The organism is Nocardia sp. NPDC006630 (assembly GCF_040611495.1).
Classification (GTDB): Bacteria; Actinomycetota; Actinomycetes; order Mycobacteriales; family Mycobacteriaceae; genus Nocardia.
In genome coordinates this window covers 77,487-95,402 of record NZ_JBEXOK010000011.1, presented here as the reverse complement: position 1 = coordinate 95,402, position 17,916 = coordinate 77,487, and the positions used below count along the sequence as shown (strand labels likewise).

Here is a 17,916-nt window from a genome sequence, read left to right as displayed (position 1 = left end):
CACGCGCCCCGGGGCACACTCCCAGCCCCGGGGCGCCCACCCACCCCATCGTGAGTGGCGGGAGATTCTTGCCCGAACGCAAAGCCCCGCCAGAACTGGCGGGGCTTTGCGTTTACGCCGCCTGCCTCTACAGCATGGCGGTGGGTATGGCGGCGATCAGGCCGCCGTCGATGAGAAGGTCCTCGCCATTGATGTAGGACGCCTCGTCGGAGGCGAGGAAAGCTACTGCGGCAGCGACATCCTCGGAGGTACCGAGGCGGGCGGCGGCGACGGCGGTCAGAACTGTGGAATGCGCTGCGGGTGAGACGTTCTCATGGAACATGGGCGTCTTGATGAAGCCCGGGCTCACCGAGTTGACCCGGATGCGCCTCGGTGCCAGATCAGCCGCGAGGGTGTGCGCCAGATTGTGCACGGCCGCCTTGGTGGCCGCGTACACGGTGGCGCCGGGTATGCCGCGGTGCACATTCACGGAGGCATTGATCACGATCGCCGAACCGTCGGCCAGCAGCGGAAGCGACTGCTGGATGGTGAAATACACGCCCTTGAAATTTATGCTCACCACCCGGTCGAACTCGTGCGCGGTGACCTCGCCGACCGGTTGGAACGAGGCGACGCCGGCATTGGCGAAGACCACGTCCAGCCGCCCATAGCGGGTCCGGATCGTATCGATCAGTACCGCCAGATCAGCGGGGTCGGCCACATCGCCGCGCACTCCTAGGACGCGTTCCGCCGCAGCGGCTTTCCCGAGGCTGTGGCCGAGCTCCGTGGCGGCGGTGTCGAGCCGGGTTCTGTCGCGCCCGGTAATGATCACGCTCGCGCCCTCGGAAAGCAGTCGGTGCGCGGTGGCCAGCCCCATACCGCTGGTGCCGCCGGTGATGAGTGCGATCTTGTCCTGGAATCGAGAACTGCTGTTTGTCATGGCATTCAGCGTTCCGAGTGTGCGCGGCGGCAAACAGTGCGCAGTCAACCCAGGTCTGTCACCACCAGGCTGGGCGCGGATGCCGCCCGCAGCAGTTTGTCGAGTCGCGCCTGCGTCCCGGTCCCGGGTTGCGGGTTGTACAGCTCCAAGTACCAGCACGGGTGGTCGATGACCGCCAGCGTGGTGGTATCGAAATACATCGCACCGACCTCGGGATGGGTCACGGCCTTCACCGCCTGGGTGGGGGAGGCGACGTCGTGCCTGGCCCACAGCTCCGCGAATTCCGCACTCACCGCGCTGAGTTCGGCGACCACTCGCTCGAATTCGGGATCACCGGGCAGGTGGGCCGCCTCGGCGCGGAAGGCGGCCACCACGGTGGGCGCGACCTGTGCCCACCGCACATGGCAGCCGCGATACCGGGCGTTGGTGAAGAAGGAGACCAGGCAATTGTGATCGTCGTCGTCATACCCGAACGCCGCCCGCGTCGCGCGATTGATGGCGAGGATATTCCAGTAGCGGTCCCGCAGCAGCGCCGGTCGGGGTGCCCACGCGTCGATCAGTCTGCGCAGTTCCGGGCTGACCTCTGTGGCCCGAACCGAGTGTGCCGGTGGCGGATTGAGGCCGGCCAGCACGAACAGGTGCGCCCGCTCCGGTTCGGTCAGCTGCAGCGCCCGGCCGATGGCCTCCAATACCTCGGCGGACACATTGATATCCCGCCCCTGTTCGAGCCAGGTGTACCAGGACACGCCGACGCCGGCGAGCAGCGCGACCTCCTCCCGGCGCAATCCGGGGGTGCGTCGTGTACCGACTGACGCCACCCCGACCGCGCCCGGCGTCAGTGACGCCCGGCGCGTGCGCAGAAAATCCCGGAGCTGTTCTCGTCGGAGCTGTTTCGTCGCCGATGTCTCGCTGACCATATGTCGGCCAACAACGGCGGGTACCCGGTTACTCCGTGTTCGACGTTCGTCGGAGGTGGTCAGTCGTGCCGGTCGAAATACGATTTCAGTGCCGACCGCAGTGCGGCCGGTGCTTCGCCGGTCAGCACCCCCGCGCGCTTGGTGAAGCTGTCGGCGGACATCGCGCCGAGGTCGTATACCGCTGCGGCAGTGCCGGTTCCGGGAGTGTCGACGGACAGCAGACGCCGCTTTTCCGGCACTTCTCGCGCCGGCCTCAGGTAGCGCCGGCGGTGATACCAGGCGGGTGAGTGCGGATTCACGCAGGTACGACAGCGCCGGGCGTCAATGACGCCCGGCGCGTGTGATGGATCGTGCTTACTCCGAGTGCGCTGCTATCCCCGCGGTCGCGCTCGCTTCGGTGAGTTTGCCGAAGTCGAGCTTGACGAGTTGGTCGGCGAGGTGGAAGTAGCGGTCGTCGTGGGTGATGACGATGACCGTTTTCCGGCGGGCCTTGAGGTCGGCGAGGATCTCGGTGTAGAAGACGTCGCGGAACTTGGGTTCCTGGTCCGCGGCCCATTCGTCGAAGAGGTAGATCGAGCGGTCCTCGAGCAGGGCGGTCAAGAGCGCCAGGCGCTTTCGCTGACCTTGGGACAGGTCGATGGTGGACAGGCGCCCGTCCCGCACGGTCACCTTGTGTGCGATCTGCAACTCTTCGAGGTAGTGCTGCACCTCGGCGTCGATGCCGGGACGGTCGAAGCCCAGATAGTCCTCGAAGAGGTGGAAATCGGTGAAGATGGCCGACGAGTTCTGCCGGAACCATTCGACATTCTCGTGATCGATCTGCTCGCCATTGAGCGACAGCGAGCCGGTGCGCGGCACATACAGTCCGGTGATCAGCTTAGCCAGCGTCGATTTTCCGCTGCCGTTGCCGCCCACGATGAAGGTGATCTGCCCGGGCTCGAAGGTGAGATCGATGGGGCCCAGCGCGAATCCGGCCGCACCCTCACCGGCGTCCCCCGGCAGTGCGCTCATCGGCACCGGCTTCCCGTCGTGCCCGCCGTGATCGACCCAGCGATGGCCGTTCACATCCGGTCCGGTGGGATGCCCGCCGCGCCGCGGGGGCGGTGGCATGCCGGGCCGATGCGCCCCGACACCCCCGGGGTGAGATCCGGGGCCTCCGGGATGGCCTCCCGGACCCGCGGGTGGGGGACCCTCGGGGTGCGGTCCCGGCCGCCCCGCTCGGGCGCCCGGCTGCCCAGGATGTGAACCCGGCGCGTCGGGATGTCCGTTCGGACCTGCCGGGTGAGCACTCTCCGGGTGTGCGCCGGGCCGGTTCGGCTGTGCGCCAGGCTTTCCCGGCCGTCCGGGCCCTGCCCCCGGATGCGGTCCGCTGCCCGGAGTGGGACTTCCGGGCCCCTCCGGGAACGGTGACGGCGCTTCGAAGCGGTAGGTGTAGCCGACATTCGTCAGCTGCAGCCGGGCCTCGGTCGCCGCGGGCCGCTCGGTGAAGGGCAGTTCGCTCTCGTCGTGAACGGCCTCCATGGACAGATTCATGCCGCGGATCTTCGCCAGCGCCACATCACCGCGCAGCAGGTCCGGAATCCGGTTCATGAAGTTCTGCATGGGCATGGCCAGGAACGTCGTCACCAGGACGTAGCCGAACATGACATCGCCGGGCAGTTTGAGCGCCTTGGCGATCACGAACAGGATGAGTGCCATGGTGGCGAGTTGCAGCACCTGCCCGAAGCCCTGTGCCACAGCGAATTTGGATCCGGCTTCGACATTCTGCGCGCGCAGTTTCTCGGCCGAGCCGAGCAGGTGCCGGTCCATGAAGTCCTGGCGCCGGCCGCGGTGCAGCTTGAGCTCCTTGATGCCGAGCGTCACGGCGGTGAAGGCGCGCAGCAGCGCGTCGTCGTTCTCCCGCGCCTGGCGGTAGAGACCGCGCACCCGCTTGAGAATCGTTTCGACACAGGCGATTCCGAGCAGGGTGCCCGCCACGGTGATCACAAAGAGCGGCCCGGACAGAATCGACAGATACACCAGGCAACCGAGGATGGTGGTCACATCGATGCAGATGCTCGGGATGGCGGTCACCGCCTGCGACAGCGATCGCACATCCTCGGTCAGCGTTGCCATCAGGCGGTGCATGCCGAGCCGTTCCAGGTGTTCCAGTGGCGCCGAGACGATTCCGGAACTCAGGTCCGCCCGCAGCCGGAAGATGGCCTCCTGTGCGAGCCGGATCAACAGCACCTGCGAGATGACACCACTGACCAGAATGACCACTGCCGTCAGGGCGAAATGCCCCAGCGTGGCGTCCGGATGCGGTCCGGGCGAGACGACGCCGCGAATGAGGGTCACCAGGTAGGTATTGGCGACACCGCAGACGAGACCGGCCGCGATAACGGCCGCGATCCGCATCCAGGAGATCGAGATGAGGAATCTGATGAGTTGCATTGGCTGCTGATTTCTTTGAATAGTGCTGTGCGCGTGGACTACTGGCGGACGATGTCGAAGACGATGCCCTCGAGGGTCACCCCGGGCGCGAAGGAGAACGCCACACCGGTCGAGAGGGGCTTGCCGCTGCCGGCCTGCCGGATCATCTCCTCCAGTACGAAGATCAGCGAGACGCTGAGCATATTGCCGTAGCGCGCCAGCACATCCCAGCTCACCGCGGCCTGCTCGACCGGAATGCCGAGGGACTGCGCGGACTGCTCGATGATCTTGGGCCCACCCGGGTGGATGGCCCACAGGTCGATATCGGATTTCCGCAATCCATTGCGGTGCAGCACTTCCGAGACCACGGGGTCGACGCCCCGCAGGATGTACTGCGGCAGCTCCTCCGATAGCTCGCAGGTGATGCCGTTATCGTTGACGCCGAGCACGATGCCGTCCTCCGCATCGTCGAACAGGTAGCTGAAGCTGTCCCGGATGACGATCTTGCCCGGCGCCAGCGGCTGCTGCACCTGGCCCGCGCCGATGACGACCGCACCGCAGCCGTCGCCGAACAGGCTGTGGATGATGACGTCGTTGATATTGTCGTCGAAGACGGCATTGACCGAGCTGAGCTCGAGGCAGATGACCATCGCCTTCTTATCCGGGTGTGCCCGAACGTAATCCACGGCGGTGCGCATACCGTTCATAGCGGCCGCGCAGCCCATGAAGTTCACCACGACCCGGCCGACCGATTTGGCCAGTCCGAGCTGCTTGACCACGGCCACATCCACCCCGGGCGCGATGAAGCCGGTGCTGGTCACGAAGACCAGCAGCCCGATCTGGGTGGCCGGATCCTCCAGTCCGGCGATCGCCCGCCGCGCCACGTCCACGGCCAGCGGTACCGCATGCTCGTAGAACAGGTGCATCCGCTCCCGGATGGTGGCCGGCCGCGAACTGAACGGCAGGAAGTCGGGATCGAGCGGATCGATTGCGAGCCTGCGGGTCTGGATGCGGGTCTTCTGGTAGATCCGCGGAATCCGGGCCTGCTGAACAGGATCGGAGAACCGCTCGGCAACCCGCGCCGCGGCTTCGGCCTGATCGTGGATCTCGAGCGGCGAACCCGTTGCGATGCTTTCGATTACGCCGACCGTGGTCGGCGGCGCCGGCGGCAGTACGGGCTGAACCAGTCCGTAGCCGCGCTCACCGCCCGTCACCCGAGCCGTCGCCGTGGGCGCAGCGCCCCCCTCGCCAATGGTGATAGTCACGAAATTACTCCCCTTCTTTCGATAAAAATGTGCGCGTCGATCAGCGGAATCGGTTCACACCGTGCCGATTCCGGTGAAGCCCTGAACCGTGTAGACGGCGCAGGTCTTCAAGGCCGACGGCGCGAAATGCTCGCGGAAGAAGCCCCAGTTCTGTTCCTTCGCATCGTCCGAACGTGCCAGCAGGTACGTCCGGATCTGCTTCGGGAAGCGGTCGGTGAAGAAGCTCTTCGCGGGCAGCCATTCGACATCGAATTTGGCTGCCTCCTCGCGCAATACATCCTCGGTGGCGATATTGGCGAAGCCACTGCGCTGGTACGGCAGTACGTGGTGCACCCGGTGCGAGCTGAGCCCGGCGGACAGGAAGCAGTCCACGTAGCGGTTGCCGATCACTTTCAGGTCGTAGGCCTGTTCCAGCTGATTGATACCCCAGTCCTCGGTATTGCTCTCCAGTTCCTCGGTCTCGACCTCGAAGTCGTGGCTGGCCACCACCAGGAAGGTGCTGATCCACAGCGAGATCACGAATTGCAGTGCCCAGGCCCAGAAGTCGCCCATCACGGTGAAGGCGATGAACTCGCCGAGCAGCAGGAACCGCACGCCGAACGACCCGATGAAGTGCGGCAGCGCGCCGCCCCAGGTCCCGTACATATCCTTGATGCCCACCTTGCGGGTGAGGCGGCAGACGTCGAGCAGGCGGATGGTCATGCCGGTGAGCGTGTGCCCGAACTTGTGGATGGTGTGGATCGGCACCCGGTAGAGCCGGGGGATCCGCGTCATCATGGTGAAGACGTTCTTCTTGATGTCGACTTCACTCTGGGTGTGCGGGTGGTGCAGTAGCGCGTGACCGTCCGCGGTGACGAAAGCCAGTGCGACATAATTGAAGTCGAAGCAATTCGTGTAGATCTTGTTCATGCCCTTCTGGGCACGGTGGATCGCGTAGTGACCGAAGCCTGCCAGTGAACTGCGCAGCAGCACCATGGCGATCACGAAGACCGGCAACGGCATCCAGCTGCGCTCGAACAGGCGCACGCCCTGCACCGCGAAGTAGGCGATGGCCAGCAGTGCCACAACGATATTGAACGTTTTGTCCATCCGCTTGATGCGGGCGGCGAGCTCCGGCTCCTTGAGCCGCTTCTTCACCTGGTGGAGCAGATCGTCCTTGTTGTCGAAGCGGTACTGCGGGGTATCGCGCCAGCTGTCGAAACCCTCTTTGAACAGGAAGTCCGGCGCATTGGCCTTCGGGTGAATGTCCTCCGGCACCGCGACCCGGTCGAGCGCGTACCGCTCGATCAGCTTGCCGATCCCCTCCGGGTTCCTGTGGTACGAACCGATAATCGAGGTGATGTCACGGTTTTTCGTTCGCCCGATGAAGAACTCGCCGCCCGGATGCTTGGAAATCCAGTCGCTGAGGTCGTAGGCTTTGCCGTTGTAGACCCAGACGTTGGAAACCGGAGGTGGACCCGACGGCGGGGGTGGACGGAGATCCCGCTCCTCGGTATCCGTGTGGTCGGTTGTCATCTCATTCCTCCGTGTCTGATCAGCCCTGCGCTCCGCTGATCAGGTTTCATAGCTACCCCGAAGCCATACGCACCCACAGCGTTCGAGCGATGCCTCGTTATCGTGCGTGCGGGGCCTTGCATTTCACCAATCAATTTCTTAAGCCTCGACCGAACTGGACGGTCACGCGCACTGGCACATCACGAAAGGCGGTCCGGGACTGCGGAAGACGGCTGTGCCGCCGTTCCGCGTTCCCGGACCGTTCCGTATTTCGGATGCCAGGCAGGTGCCTGCTGTTTAGCCCGCCGGCTTGGCGACGGTGACGGGCTTACCCCAGCCCGACAGCGTCAGATTCACATTGCCCGCGTCCTTGGTGACCACCGCGCGCACCAGATTCGGACCGGTGCCCGGCGAAGCGGCCGACGACGGCAGCGCCGACGCGGAGGTGGTCGGCGGCGCGACGTCCGCGATCCACAGGGTGATGGGCAGCACGCCCGCGGTCTGGCCGATACGCGGGACGACCGGGTCGATGACCGCGGTGTCGATGGTGCCGGTGACCTTGACGGTGTTCACGCCGTCGATGGTCTCGCGGGCCTCGGCCTTCGGGTTCTGCACCTCGGCGATGACATGGGCGATGCCCTTGTCCTTGTCCAGGATGACGCCCGGATCGTAGATCTTCTCGGCCGGTCCGACGGGTGCGTACTTGGTGCCGTCACCGGCGTACAGGGTCTTGTCGACGACCAGGAACTTGGTCTCGGTCCAGGTCGGGTCGTTCTCCTTGACGCGGACCTTGGCCTCGCCGAGCGCCTGGCCGGACCCCTGCGGCTGATTGGTGATGTCGGCCTTGACGTAGTCGACCGGCAGGTTCGGAATATTGGTGACCTGCAGGTCCAGATGGACCGACTGCAGCGTCTGGGTGGTGCGCGAGGATTCGGCGATGAGCTGCGCGCCGTCCGGCAGCGGGCCGGTGGCCGGCGCGCCCGCGGACGTGGTCGAGGAGGAACCTGAGTCGGACGAGGAGCAACCGGTCACCAGTGCGCCCATGAGGGCCGCCGCGGCGACCACGGCCGGGACGAGTGCACGGCGGCGGCGGCGCGTATTCGCGCGCGCCGAACTCGGCTCGAAAATGGATTCAATCATGTACAACCCCCGAAGGTTTCGTTCTCTGTATGCGGGCAGCTGCCGCTCCCCGCGTCGTAGTATGCAGCACTTCCCGAGCACCCCGCTCGATCCGACGCCACCCCAGCATCCAATCAGCACCGCGTCTGCGACGCCAAGGCTTTCCGTCCGAGTATTCGCGAAAAGCCTTCCATCCAAGATGCTTTCACTACCTAACGAATTCGGCCCGGCCCGACCGCAATTGGTCGGGCCGGGCCGAAGCCGGATTCATGTCAAGCTCAGTAGACGGGGCCGGTGTACTTCTCACCCGGACCGGTGCCGGGAGCGTCCGGATGCGAGGACGCCTCGCGGAACGCGCGCTGCAGCGACTGCAATCCGTCGCGGATGGGACCGGCGTGCGGGCCGAGGTACTCGACGGACGCGGTGACCAGACCGGCCAGCGCGGTGATGACCCGCCGGGCCTCGTCCAGGTCCAGGTGCGGGCTGGCGGACGGATCCGGCTCGCCCAGGCCGAGCTTCTCGGCGGCCGAACTCATCAGCATGACGGCGGCCCGGCTGATAACCTCGACCGCCGGGATCTCGGCCAGTTCGCGCACGACTTCACCGTCGATGAGAGCCGATTCCTGCTCGTTCAAAGTCGCCTCACTCATGGGTAGAGCATCGCACCGACCAGGTTGTCCCTGGTCGAGGGGGCAGCCGATTCGGAGCTGCGGCGCACTGATGTTAGACTTTTCCGCGACGACCGCCCCAGACAGGTTCCTGTAACCGGCTTGGGGCATCAAGTGGAGCCCGACTCCCACCGTCTGCCGGTCTCGTACCAGGCTCGGCGGTCCGGTCGCCCACCTTTTACCGGGTGGGTATCTGTGTGGGTTTACCCCTGCTACAGGTGCGATGCAATTGTTTGCGTCGTTGATCGGTCGACTCGGGCCCCGTGTTGGAGAAATACCAACGCGGGGCTTTCGTGTTGAAATTGGGGTTGCAGTTATTGCTTGCGGTCGTTGACGAACCGCTTGACCTAGGAGGCCCCATCAGCACTGAGACTCGCATCAACGATCGCATCCGCGTACCCGAGGTCCGCCTCATCGGACCGGGTGGTGAGCAGGTCGGGATCGTGCGTGTTGAAGATGCATTACGCGTCGCCCTCGAGGCCGACCTCGACCTGGTCGAGGTCGCACCGGACGCGCGTCCGCCGGTATGCAAGATCATGGACTACGGCAAGTTCAAGTACGAGACCGCGCAGAAAGCGCGCGAGTCCCGGAAGAACCAGGTCCAGACCGTGATCAAGGAGCAGAAGCTCCGCCCGAAGATCGATGATCACGACTACGAGACCAAGAAGCGCAACGTTGTTCGCTTCCTGGACGCCGGGTCGAAGGTCAAGGTCACGATCATGTTCCGTGGTCGTGAGCAGTCGCGTCCGGAGCTCGGGTTCCGGTTGTTGCAGCGATTGGCCTCCGACGTCGCGGACCTCGGGTTCGTAGAAACTTCGGCCAAGCAGGACGGCCGGAACATGACCATGGTCCTCGCGCCTCACAAGGGTGCGAAGACGCGGGTGAAGGCACAGAACGAAGCGAGCTCGACGCCGCAGCGCAGCAGTGCGCCCGCGGCAGCGGCTCCGGCTCAAGCCCCGGCTGCAGAAATTGCTGCCCCGGCAGCCGAACCGGCAGCTCCGGCTGCCGCGCCGGCGGCTGAGGCGCAGGCGGCCAGCCCGCAGCAGTAATAACGATCATCCGGCGGCGCGCCCTGGCGCGCCGCCGGCACGAGACAGATTGAGGAATCCATGCCGAAGATGAAGAAGCACAGCGGTGCCTCGAAGCGATTCAAGGTGACCGGCACGGGCAAGCTCATGCGTGAGCAGGCCAACCGTCGCCACCTGCTCGAGCACAAGTCCTCGCGCCGGACTCGCCGTCTGGAAGGCACGGAGGTCGTCGCCAAGGTGGACGTTCCTCGCGTCAAGAAGCTGCTCGGCCTCTAAGGCTGCGTCAGCACCTCGCGTTCTCGAACGCCAGCAACCGACCCCCTCCCGGGCGCAACCGCAGCGCCCGCCGATCGATCAAGGACTGACAAGTGGCACGCGTCAAAAGGGCCGTCAACGCTCATAAGAAGCGCCGTTCCGTACTCGAGGCCTCCAAGGGCTACCGCGGGCAGCGCTCGCGGCTGTACCGCAAGGCCAAGGAGCAGCAGCTCCACTCGCTCACTTACGCGTACCGCGACCGTAAGGCGCGCAAGGGTGACTTCCGCAAGCTGTGGATTGCTCGTATCAACGCCGCCGCGCGTCTGAACGACATCACCTACAACCGCTTCATCCAGGGCCTCAAGCTCGCGGAGATCGAGGTTGACCGCAAGATCCTGGCCGAGCTGGCCGTCTCCGACGCCGAGGCGTTCGCCGGCCTCGTCGCCCTGGCGAAGGCTGCGCTGCCGGAAGACGTCAACGCTCCGGCCGCTTAAGCCGGATTGCGTGACAACACAGCAGAATTCGGAACGACCCGTGGAAGCGCTCTCCGAGCGCAATTCCCGGGTCGTTTCGGCTGTCAAACTGCATCGGGCTCCGGTACGCCGCAAGAGCGGGCTGTTCCTGGCCGAGGGCGCGAACTCGGTGGAGTCGGCCTTCGAGACCGGGCGTATCGAGGAGCTGTTCTACTCCGCCAAGATCGCCGGCCGCGAACATCAGCTGGTGGCCGGCGCCGCCGCCTCGGGCGTGCGCACCACACTGGTGAGCGACCGGGCCGCGGAAATGCTGGGGGAGACCGTGACTCCGGCGGGGCTGTTCGCAGTCTGCCGTTCCGTGGACGTGCCGCTGCACGAGGTGCTGAGCGCCGCGCCGACCCTGCTGGCCGTGCCGGTGGAGATCGCCGATCCCGGTAATGCCGGCACCCTCATCCGTGTCGCGGATGCCGTGGGCGCCAATGGTGTGGTGCTGGCCGGTGATTCGGTCGATCCGCACAATGGCAAATGCGTGCGGTCCGCCGCGGGCAGTCTCTTCCACGTACCCCTCGCTCGCGAGCGCGATACCGAGAAGGTGCTGTCCTCCCTCGAACAGGCGGGCATCACCATTCTGGCGACCACCGCCAAGGGCGAGGTCGACCTCGACGAGGCCGATGAGCTGCTGAGCGGACCGGTCGCCTGGTTGTTCGGCAACGAAGCGCACGGCCTCGACCGTGCCATCGCCGACCGCGCCACCCACCGTGTGCGCATCCCCATCCACGGCCGCGCCGAAAGCCTGAATCTCGCAGCGGCAGCATCGATCTGCCTCTACGCCAGCGCCCGCGTCCAGTACGCCGCCCAGCGCTGACCCACGCCCGACGACGCAGCCCGTGTCCCCACCCACAACGCCGATAAGGCGTGTCCTGTAGGGACACGGGCTGCGCCGTTCGAATGGGGCTGTGCGGTGGGACCGAGGGCGTTGCGAAACCGAATTCCCGGTTTGCTCAAGGGATTTCGAGTTACCGGCTAATTTGCCGTTCGGCCTCCGATGCGATGGGGGCCGAACGACAATGAGTGGGTTCTCATTTCGTCGGCATCGCTGCTGGGGGCGGCTGGTGCGACCGTGGGCGACCTCTTTCGGCGATCGGTTGGAAGAGGTTCACCATGTCGGATTCGGATACCTCGGCCTTGTTGAAGGCTGATCGCATCTTCTTCAACGGCTCGATCGTGACCATGAACGAGGGGGAGGCCGCGCCACCCGAGGCGGTGGCCGTTCGCGGCGAAAAGATCGTGTTCGTAGGCGATCTCGCGGAGGCCGAGGCGCAGTGGAAGGGGAATTCCACGCGTATGCAGGATCTGCGCGGCGAGTGCCTGCTGCCGGGATTCATCGATGCCCACGGTCATGTGGGCGGGGTCGGATTGCAGGCCATGCTCGCGAATCTGCTCGCGGAGCCCGACGGAAAAGTGGCCTCGGTCGAGGATGTGGTCGGCACGCTGTCGGCGTGGGCGAAGACGGAGGTCGGCAAGCGGTCGAAGTGGATTATCGGTATGGGATACGACGATTCGCTGATCGGCGGTCATCCCACGCTCGAGGATCTGGAGCGGGTCTCCGACGCGGACGGGCAGAATCGGCCGGTGCTCGCGGTGCACCAGTCCGCGCATCTGGGTGTGGTCAACACAGAGGGACTGCGGTTGCTCGGCTACGACCTCGACACGCCCCAGCCGCTGGAGGAGACGGTGTTCGATCCGGCCTTCGATCTGGCCGTGAGCGGACTGAACCCGCTCGATAGCGCCGGTCTCTACGCGGCGGGGCGTAAGGAGTACAACAGATTCGGGTTCACCACCGCGCAGGACGGCGGGGTCAAGCGCCCGATCCTGGATTATCTTCGGGGACTGCAGAATTCCACCGGGTTCCTGATCGACCTCGCCGTGTATTTCAAGGCCTCGGAGCTGGAGACCGATGCGGATTGGGATCGACTGGACGTCGAGGAGGGCTACTTCCGGGGAATGCGTCTGGCCGGAGTCAAGCTGGTGCTGGACGGTTCTCCGCAGGGGCGGACAGCATGGCTCACGCAGCCGTATTTCCAGCCGGTGCCCGGAAAACCGAAGGGCTACCGCGGCTATCGGATCCTCAGCGACGAGGAGGCGAACGAGAAGGTCTACCAGGCCTTCCGGCGCAATATTCAGGTCATCGCGCATGTCAACGGTGATGCGGCCATCGATCAGTTCATCGCGGCGGTCGATGCGGCCTGTCAGCGACTGGGGGAGCCGAATGCGGTGCACCGCAGGCCCGTCGCGATTCACGCGCAAACGGCTCGACGGGATCAGATCGAGGCATTCGCCCGGCTCGGCATCATCCCGTCGTTCTTCACCATGCATACCTTCTACTGGGGCGAGTGGTACCGCAGCACGGTGCTGGGAGGCGAACGCGCCGAGAACATTTCGCCGACCGCTTGGGCGCTGCAGAACGGGCTCCGCTATACCGCGCATCACGATGCGCCTGTGGCCCTGGCGAATTCGATCGCCATTCTGTCCAGTCAGGTCACCCGGGTGACCCGGACGACCTCGGCCGGCGGCGGGACTGTCATCGGTGCCGAACAGCGGGTGTCGGTGCGTGATGCGCTCAGATCATTGACCAGCAATGCCGCGTACCAGTACTTCGAGGAGAAGACGAAGGGCACCATCGAAACCGGCAAACTGGCCGATCTTGTGGTGCTCAGCGTCGATCCGCTCACGCTGGCCGAACCGGAGAACCTCAAGTCGTGGGAGGACGTACGGGTGGTGGAGACCATCCGGCGGGGCACAACGCGCTTCGGCTCGGGCGCTTTGCGGGAGGCGGAGGCCGATCCGGAGGTCGCGAATCTCGGGTCGCTGGTGGTGCAGTACCACTGCTGAGGGATCGGCCCACACCGGAAGGCGCCGCGACGAACCTCAGGCGCCTGTACCCCGCAGGTCATCGAGCATCTCTGTGGCCCAAGGTGTTTCGATGGCTTCGGGTCCGGTGGTCCGCATGGCGGCCAGATCGGTGAGCAGCATGCCGGCGGCGATGAAGTCGCGGGCCTCGGACACCGAGGCTCCGGTGAGATCGCGAATCAGCTGGTAGATCCGGCCGAAGCGGTCGCGGGTCGCGATGCCGATCGCCGGTTCACCGCAGGCGGCGAAGCCGTGCAGCAGCATGAGCGGCAGGTCACGCTCGTCGAGGAAGGTCTCGAACGCCGACCCGAGCGTGTCCAATTTGTCCCGAGGGGCGGCGGCGGGATCGGCCTCGAGGGCGGCGGCCCGGAAGATTTCCTCGATGCGATCGCACGCCAGCTCCAATGTCGCCAGGAACAGCTGCTGTTTGGTGCCGAAGAGGCGGATGACATACGGCTGCGAAACACCCGCAAGGCGTGCGATCTCATCGGTTTTCGTTGCGGCGTAACCGGATTGGGCGAAGGCGGCGACGGCGGCCTGCAGCACTTCCTCGCCACGCTCGCTGGCGGTCATGCGGGTTCTCGTCACGGCTTCGGCCTCCTCGTCACTGGGGAATCATAGTCACTATTGACATGTTATCAGTCGATGCATACTCTCTTGTTATCAGTCGATACCAACTAGGGACATGATATGACTGGAACTCTCGAAACCTCCTCTGGCACAGCGGGGGCGGCGCGCAAGCCCCCGGTGGCCGCGGTCCTGGCCGCGGTCGGCATCCCCATGTTCATGGCGACGCTCGACAATCTGGTGGTCGCCAATGCGCTGCCGGTGATCAAGCACGATCTGGGCGCCTCCCTCACCGACCTGCAGTGGTTCGTGAACGCGTACACCCTCGCGTTCGCCTCGCTGCTGCTCACCGCCTCGGCGCTGGGCGACCGGCTCGGTCGCCGCCGGCTGTTCATGATCGGCATCAGCGTGTTCACCGCGGCCTCGGCGGCCTGCGCCATGGCCTCGGAGCCGTGGATGCTGATCCTGTTCCGCGCGATTCAGGGCTTCGGCGCGGCGGCCATCATGCCGCTCTCGCTCACACTGCTGTCCGCCTCGGTCCCGGAGAAGATGCGCAGCGCGGCCATCGGCATCTGGGGTGGCATCTCCGGGCTCGGCGTGGCGCTCGGCCCGGTGGTCGGCGGCGCGGTGGTGAGCGGCCTGAGCTGGCAGTGGATCTTCTGGCTGAATGTGCCCATCGGTATTGTCGCGGTGCCGCTGGTGGCGCGGGTGCTGAGCGAATCCTACGGCGGCGCAAGGCGATTGGACGTGGTCGGGCTACTGCTCTCGGCCGGTGGCGTGCTCGCGGTGGTGTGGGGCGTCATTCACGGCGCGGACGACGGCTGGACCTCCGCGGTTGTACTCGGCGGATTGCTCGGCGGCGCAGCGCTGCTCGCGGCATTCATCGCCTGGGAGCTGCGGGTCACCGATCCGATGCTGCGTCTGCGCATGTTCCGCAATCGCGGTTTCAGCGTCATCAACGCGGTGGCGTTCACCTTCGCGGTCGGTGTCTTCGGCTCGATCTTCCTGCTGGTCCAGTACTTCCAGGTGGTACAGGGCTACACGCCGCTGCAATCGGGCATACGCACCCTGCCGTGGACCATGGCCCCGATGGTGGTGGCCCCGCTCGCCGGCCTCATCGTCGACCGCGTCGGCCCCCGTGTGCTGGTCGCTACCGGTCAGGTGTTCCTGGCCGCCGCCCTGGGCTGGATGGCCATGATCACCACGGTCGACGTCTCGTACGGCTCGTTCGTGCTGCCGTTCATCCTCGGCGGCATCGGTATGGGTCTGACCTTCGCGCCCACCGCCACCGTCGTCATGGCGAGCGCGTCGTCCGATGATCAGGGCATGGCCTCGGGTGCGAACAATACGATCCGTGAGGTCGGCGTGGCCATGGGTGTCGCGGTGCTGGCCTCCGTCTTCGCCTCGCACGGCGGCTACACGACCCCGCAGAGCTATGTCGATGGCCTGGCTCCCGCCATCGGTGTCGGCGCCGTCATCGTGGCGGTCGGCGCGGTGGTCGCTCTGTTCCTCCCCGGCCGCAAGCGTCCTGCCGCGGAAGTCGCTGTTACTCAGCGTGATTCAGAGCCCGGGCTCGCTCCACTTCATTGATATGAGTTTCGGTCCACTGCCGCAGCGCGCTGATCGGTTCAGCGAGGCTGCGGCCCAGTGGCGTCAGCTGGTATTCCACTCGCGGTGGAATGGTGGGATGCATTGTGCGGGTGAGGAATCCGTCGCCCTCCAGGCTGCGCAGGGTTTGCGTGAGCATCTTCTGCGAGACGCCGCCGATGCGGCGGGACAGTTCGGTGTAGCGCATGGTGTCCTGCTGCAGCAGGGCGTCCACCACGAGGATCGTCCATTTCCCGGCAATGTGGTCGAGCACCTGGCGGGTGGGGCATTTGGGGGAGTAGACGTCGGCGGGCAGTCCCGAGGATTCGACGAACGTGGTCATATCCGGGAGAGTAGCGCACTATTTAGTGCCTACTTCACAAAGAAGAGTCACTCTCCAATAGTTAGTGGCATGAACACGATGATCTCCGTCGCCGAAGCCATTCGCACCCGCCGTACCGTCCGGCACTACCGGCCCGATCCGGTGCCCGCCGCCGCTCTGGAAGCCCTGCTGGCACTGGCCATGGAAGCGCCCTCCAGCTGGAATCTGCAGGACCGCTCGATCGTGGTGGTCACCGAACCGGCGGGCCGCGAGGGCCTGGCCTGGGCCACCGGTGGGCAGCCGCAGCCGCAGGAGGCCCCGGTGCTGCTGGTCTTCGTCGCGGAAACCCAAGCGTGGCAAGACGATCGGGGCGACGTGTACGACCACGCGCGCCGCAACGGCGCCTGGAACGAGGAATTCATCGCCGGATTCTCGGCCGCGTCCACCGAGTTTCAGCAGGGCCTCGCCGAGCGCGGGCTGCTGCGCGAGTACGCGGTGAAGGACGCCATGATCGCCGCCGCCTACGTCATGCTGGCCGCCACCGAGCTCGGGCTGGCCACCTCGCCGATGAACGGCTGGGAGGAAGACAAGGTGAAAAAGGTGATCGGCATCGCGGATCGCCCGGATCTGTCCATCGCCCTGCTCATGTCCATCGGCTATGCCGCCGAGCAGCGTCCGCACCCGGGCCGGCGGGCCGTCGAGCGCACTGTTTTCCGCGAGACCTACCCGGTCGCGTGACCGGGTGCGGGCCGCGCGCACCACGCCGGGAGGGTGCGCGCGGCCTGCGATAAAAGCGGATGAACCGGGCTGATTACAACGACTACGATTCGACCAGCAAGAATGGACAGGAAATTCCGCCCGACCCGTACCAGCCAGGGGAGTGACGAACCATCGTGGCCGACGACATCGACCGTGCCGAGCAGACCGCGGCGCTGACCGAGGAATCCCTCGCCGCCGCCGCGGAGGCCGCTGAGAAGGCGTTCGCCGCCGCCGCCGACCTGGACGCGCTCGCGAGCGCGAAAACCGAGTACATGGGCGGAAAGTCGCCGATCGCACTGGCGCAGCGCTCGCTGGGCACACTGCCCAAGGAAGAGAAGTCCGACGCGGGCAAGCGGGTGAACGTGGCCCGCCAGCGCGTGACGCAGGCGTACGAGGCCCGCAATACCGAACTGCTCGCCGAGCGTGATGCCGCGGTGCTGGTGGCCGAGGCCATCGACGTGACCCTGCCCGCCCGGCGCGGCGCGGTCGGTGCGCGGCACCCCATCAACGCTCTCTCCGAGCGTGTCGGCGATGTGTTCGTGGCCATGGGCTGGGAGATCGCCGAAGGTCCCGAGGTGGAGACCGAGCATTTCAACTTCGACGCCCTGAACTTCCTGCCGGATCATCCGGCGCGCACCATGCAGGACACCTTCCATATCGCCCCCGAGGGTTCGCGCCAGGTGCTGCGCACGCACACCTCACCGGTGCAGGTGCGCTCCATGCTTTCTCGTGAGCTGCCCATCTATGTGGTGTGCCCCGGTCGCACCTTCCGCACCGATGAGCTCGATGCCACGCACACCCCGGTGTTCTCCCAGGTGGAGGGTCTGGCCATCGACAAGGGCCTGACCATGGCGCATCTGAAGGGCACCCTGGACGCGTTCGCGCGCTCGCTCTTCGGCCCGAACACCACCACCCGCATGCGGCCCAGCTTCTTCCCCTTCACCGAACCGTCCGCCGAGGTGGACGTGTGGTTCGAGGACAAGAAGGGCGGTCCGGGCTGGGTCGAATGGGGCGGCTGCGGCATGGTGAATCCGAAGGTGCTCATTGCCAGCGGGATCGATCCCGAGGTGTACAGCGGTTTCGCCTTCGGCATGGGTCTGGAGCGGACTCTGCAGTTCCGCAACGGCCTGCCCGATATGCGCGACATCGTCGAGGGCGACGTGCGCTTCACGCTGCCTTTCGGCATCCAAGCCTGAGCCCACCCCACTCCAACGAGGAAGC

The 17,916-nt window shown here is 65.7% G+C and carries 18 protein-coding genes; 8 read left to right on the top strand and 10 right to left on the bottom strand.

Annotated elements, in window-relative coordinates; all coding sequences use genetic code 11:
• Nucleotides 1-127 precede the first annotated feature (127 nt).
• The 8 genes from ABZX86_RS30985 to ABZX86_RS30950 all read right to left on the bottom strand — a co-directional run bounded on the left by ABZX86_RS30985 (nt 128) and on the right by ABZX86_RS30950 (nt 8,776).
• Nucleotides 128-919 (bottom strand): glucose 1-dehydrogenase, encoded by a 792-nt coding sequence (locus ABZX86_RS30985; protein ID WP_355128476.1) that lies wholly within the window; start codon nt 917-919, stop codon nt 128-130.
• Nucleotides 920-963: 44 nt separating this feature from the next.
• Entirely contained in the window at nt 964-1,836 is an 873-nt protein-coding gene (locus tag ABZX86_RS30980) for a helix-turn-helix transcriptional regulator (protein ID WP_355128474.1), read from the bottom strand.
• Nucleotides 1,837-1,895: 59 nt separating this feature from the next.
• Nucleotides 1,896-2,075, bottom strand: a complete 180-nt coding sequence (locus ABZX86_RS30975) for a hypothetical protein (protein ID WP_355128472.1) — start codon at nt 2,073-2,075, stop codon at nt 1,896-1,898.
• Between the two features lie 115 nt (nt 2,076-2,190).
• Nucleotides 2,191-4,269, bottom strand: coding sequence for an ATP-binding cassette domain-containing protein (locus tag ABZX86_RS30970; RefSeq protein ID WP_355128470.1), 2,079 nt, complete (start codon nt 4,267-4,269; stop codon nt 2,191-2,193).
• A gap of 38 nt (nt 4,270-4,307) precedes the next feature.
• The gene (locus ABZX86_RS30965; RefSeq protein ID WP_355128949.1) at nt 4,308-5,462 is read right to left on the bottom strand and encodes a 3-oxoacyl-[acyl-carrier-protein] synthase III C-terminal domain-containing protein; all 1,155 of its coding nucleotides are present in this window, start codon (nt 5,460-5,462) and stop codon (nt 4,308-4,310) included.
• 105 nt (nt 5,463-5,567) lie between these two features.
• Nucleotides 5,568-7,028 (bottom strand): fatty acid desaturase, encoded by a 1,461-nt coding sequence (locus tag ABZX86_RS30960; protein WP_355128468.1) that lies wholly within the window; start codon nt 7,026-7,028, stop codon nt 5,568-5,570.
• A 276-nt stretch (nt 7,029-7,304) separates the two neighbouring features.
• Complete coding sequence (locus ABZX86_RS30955; RefSeq protein WP_355128467.1) at nt 7,305-8,147, bottom strand: LppX_LprAFG lipoprotein; 843 nt, start codon at nt 8,145-8,147, stop codon at nt 7,305-7,307.
• 257 nt (nt 8,148-8,404) lie between these two features.
• A complete protein-coding gene (locus ABZX86_RS30950) occupies nt 8,405-8,776 on the bottom strand; it encodes a DUF1844 domain-containing protein (RefSeq protein WP_297608495.1) in 372 nt (123 codons plus the stop codon).
• A 326-nt stretch (nt 8,777-9,102) separates the two neighbouring features.
• On the opposite strand from ABZX86_RS30950, the gene infC reads away from it, so the two are divergent.
• From infC to ABZX86_RS30925, 5 genes are all read left to right on the top strand, one after another.
• Nucleotides 9,103-9,843: a translation initiation factor IF-3 gene (infC, locus tag ABZX86_RS30945; RefSeq protein ID WP_355128947.1), complete on the top strand. Its 741-nt coding sequence runs from the start codon at nt 9,103-9,105 to the stop codon at nt 9,841-9,843.
• A gap of 60 nt (nt 9,844-9,903) precedes the next feature.
• Nucleotides 9,904-10,098 carry a 50S ribosomal protein L35 gene (gene rpmI, locus ABZX86_RS30940; protein ID WP_355128466.1) on the top strand — a complete coding sequence of 65 codons (195 nt, stop codon included), beginning with the start codon at nt 9,904-9,906 and terminating at the stop codon, nt 10,096-10,098.
• A gap of 92 nt (nt 10,099-10,190) precedes the next feature.
• Complete coding sequence (gene rplT / locus ABZX86_RS30935) at nt 10,191-10,571, top strand: 50S ribosomal protein L20 (protein WP_327140803.1); 381 nt, start codon at nt 10,191-10,193, stop codon at nt 10,569-10,571.
• A 40-nt stretch (nt 10,572-10,611) separates the two neighbouring features.
• Nucleotides 10,612-11,415: an RNA methyltransferase gene (locus ABZX86_RS30930; RefSeq protein ID WP_355128945.1), complete on the top strand. Its 804-nt coding sequence runs from the start codon at nt 10,612-10,614 to the stop codon at nt 11,413-11,415.
• Between the two features lie 296 nt (nt 11,416-11,711).
• A complete protein-coding gene (locus ABZX86_RS30925; protein WP_355128463.1) occupies nt 11,712-13,442 on the top strand; it encodes an amidohydrolase in 1,731 nt (576 codons plus the stop codon).
• A gap of 36 nt (nt 13,443-13,478) precedes the next feature.
• On the opposite strand, the gene ABZX86_RS30920 is transcribed toward ABZX86_RS30925, so the two are convergent.
• Nucleotides 13,479-14,048: a helix-turn-helix domain-containing protein gene (locus ABZX86_RS30920; protein WP_355128461.1), complete on the bottom strand. Its 570-nt coding sequence runs from the start codon at nt 14,046-14,048 to the stop codon at nt 13,479-13,481.
• Nucleotides 14,049-14,150: 102 nt separating this feature from the next.
• On the opposite strand from ABZX86_RS30920, the gene ABZX86_RS30915 reads away from it, so the two are divergent.
• Nucleotides 14,151-15,617, top strand: coding sequence for an MFS transporter (locus ABZX86_RS30915; protein WP_355128459.1), 1,467 nt, complete (start codon nt 14,151-14,153; stop codon nt 15,615-15,617).
• Here ABZX86_RS30915 and ABZX86_RS30910 read toward each other — a convergent pair.
• A complete protein-coding gene (locus ABZX86_RS30910) occupies nt 15,574-15,957 on the bottom strand; it encodes a helix-turn-helix domain-containing protein (RefSeq protein WP_327140799.1) in 384 nt (127 codons plus the stop codon). The genes ABZX86_RS30915 and ABZX86_RS30910 overlap by 44 nt on opposite strands.
• A gap of 69 nt (nt 15,958-16,026) precedes the next feature.
• Between ABZX86_RS30910 and ABZX86_RS30905 the strand changes: the two genes are divergently transcribed.
• A complete protein-coding gene (locus ABZX86_RS30905) occupies nt 16,027-16,674 on the top strand; it encodes a nitroreductase family protein (protein WP_355128456.1) in 648 nt (215 codons plus the stop codon).
• A gap of 155 nt (nt 16,675-16,829) precedes the next feature.
• On the top strand, nt 16,830-17,891 hold the full coding sequence (gene pheS / locus ABZX86_RS30900; RefSeq protein WP_355128454.1) for a phenylalanine--tRNA ligase subunit alpha: 1,062 nt from the start codon (nt 16,830-16,832) through the stop codon (nt 17,889-17,891).
• Nucleotides 17,892-17,916: the final 25 nt, after the last annotated feature.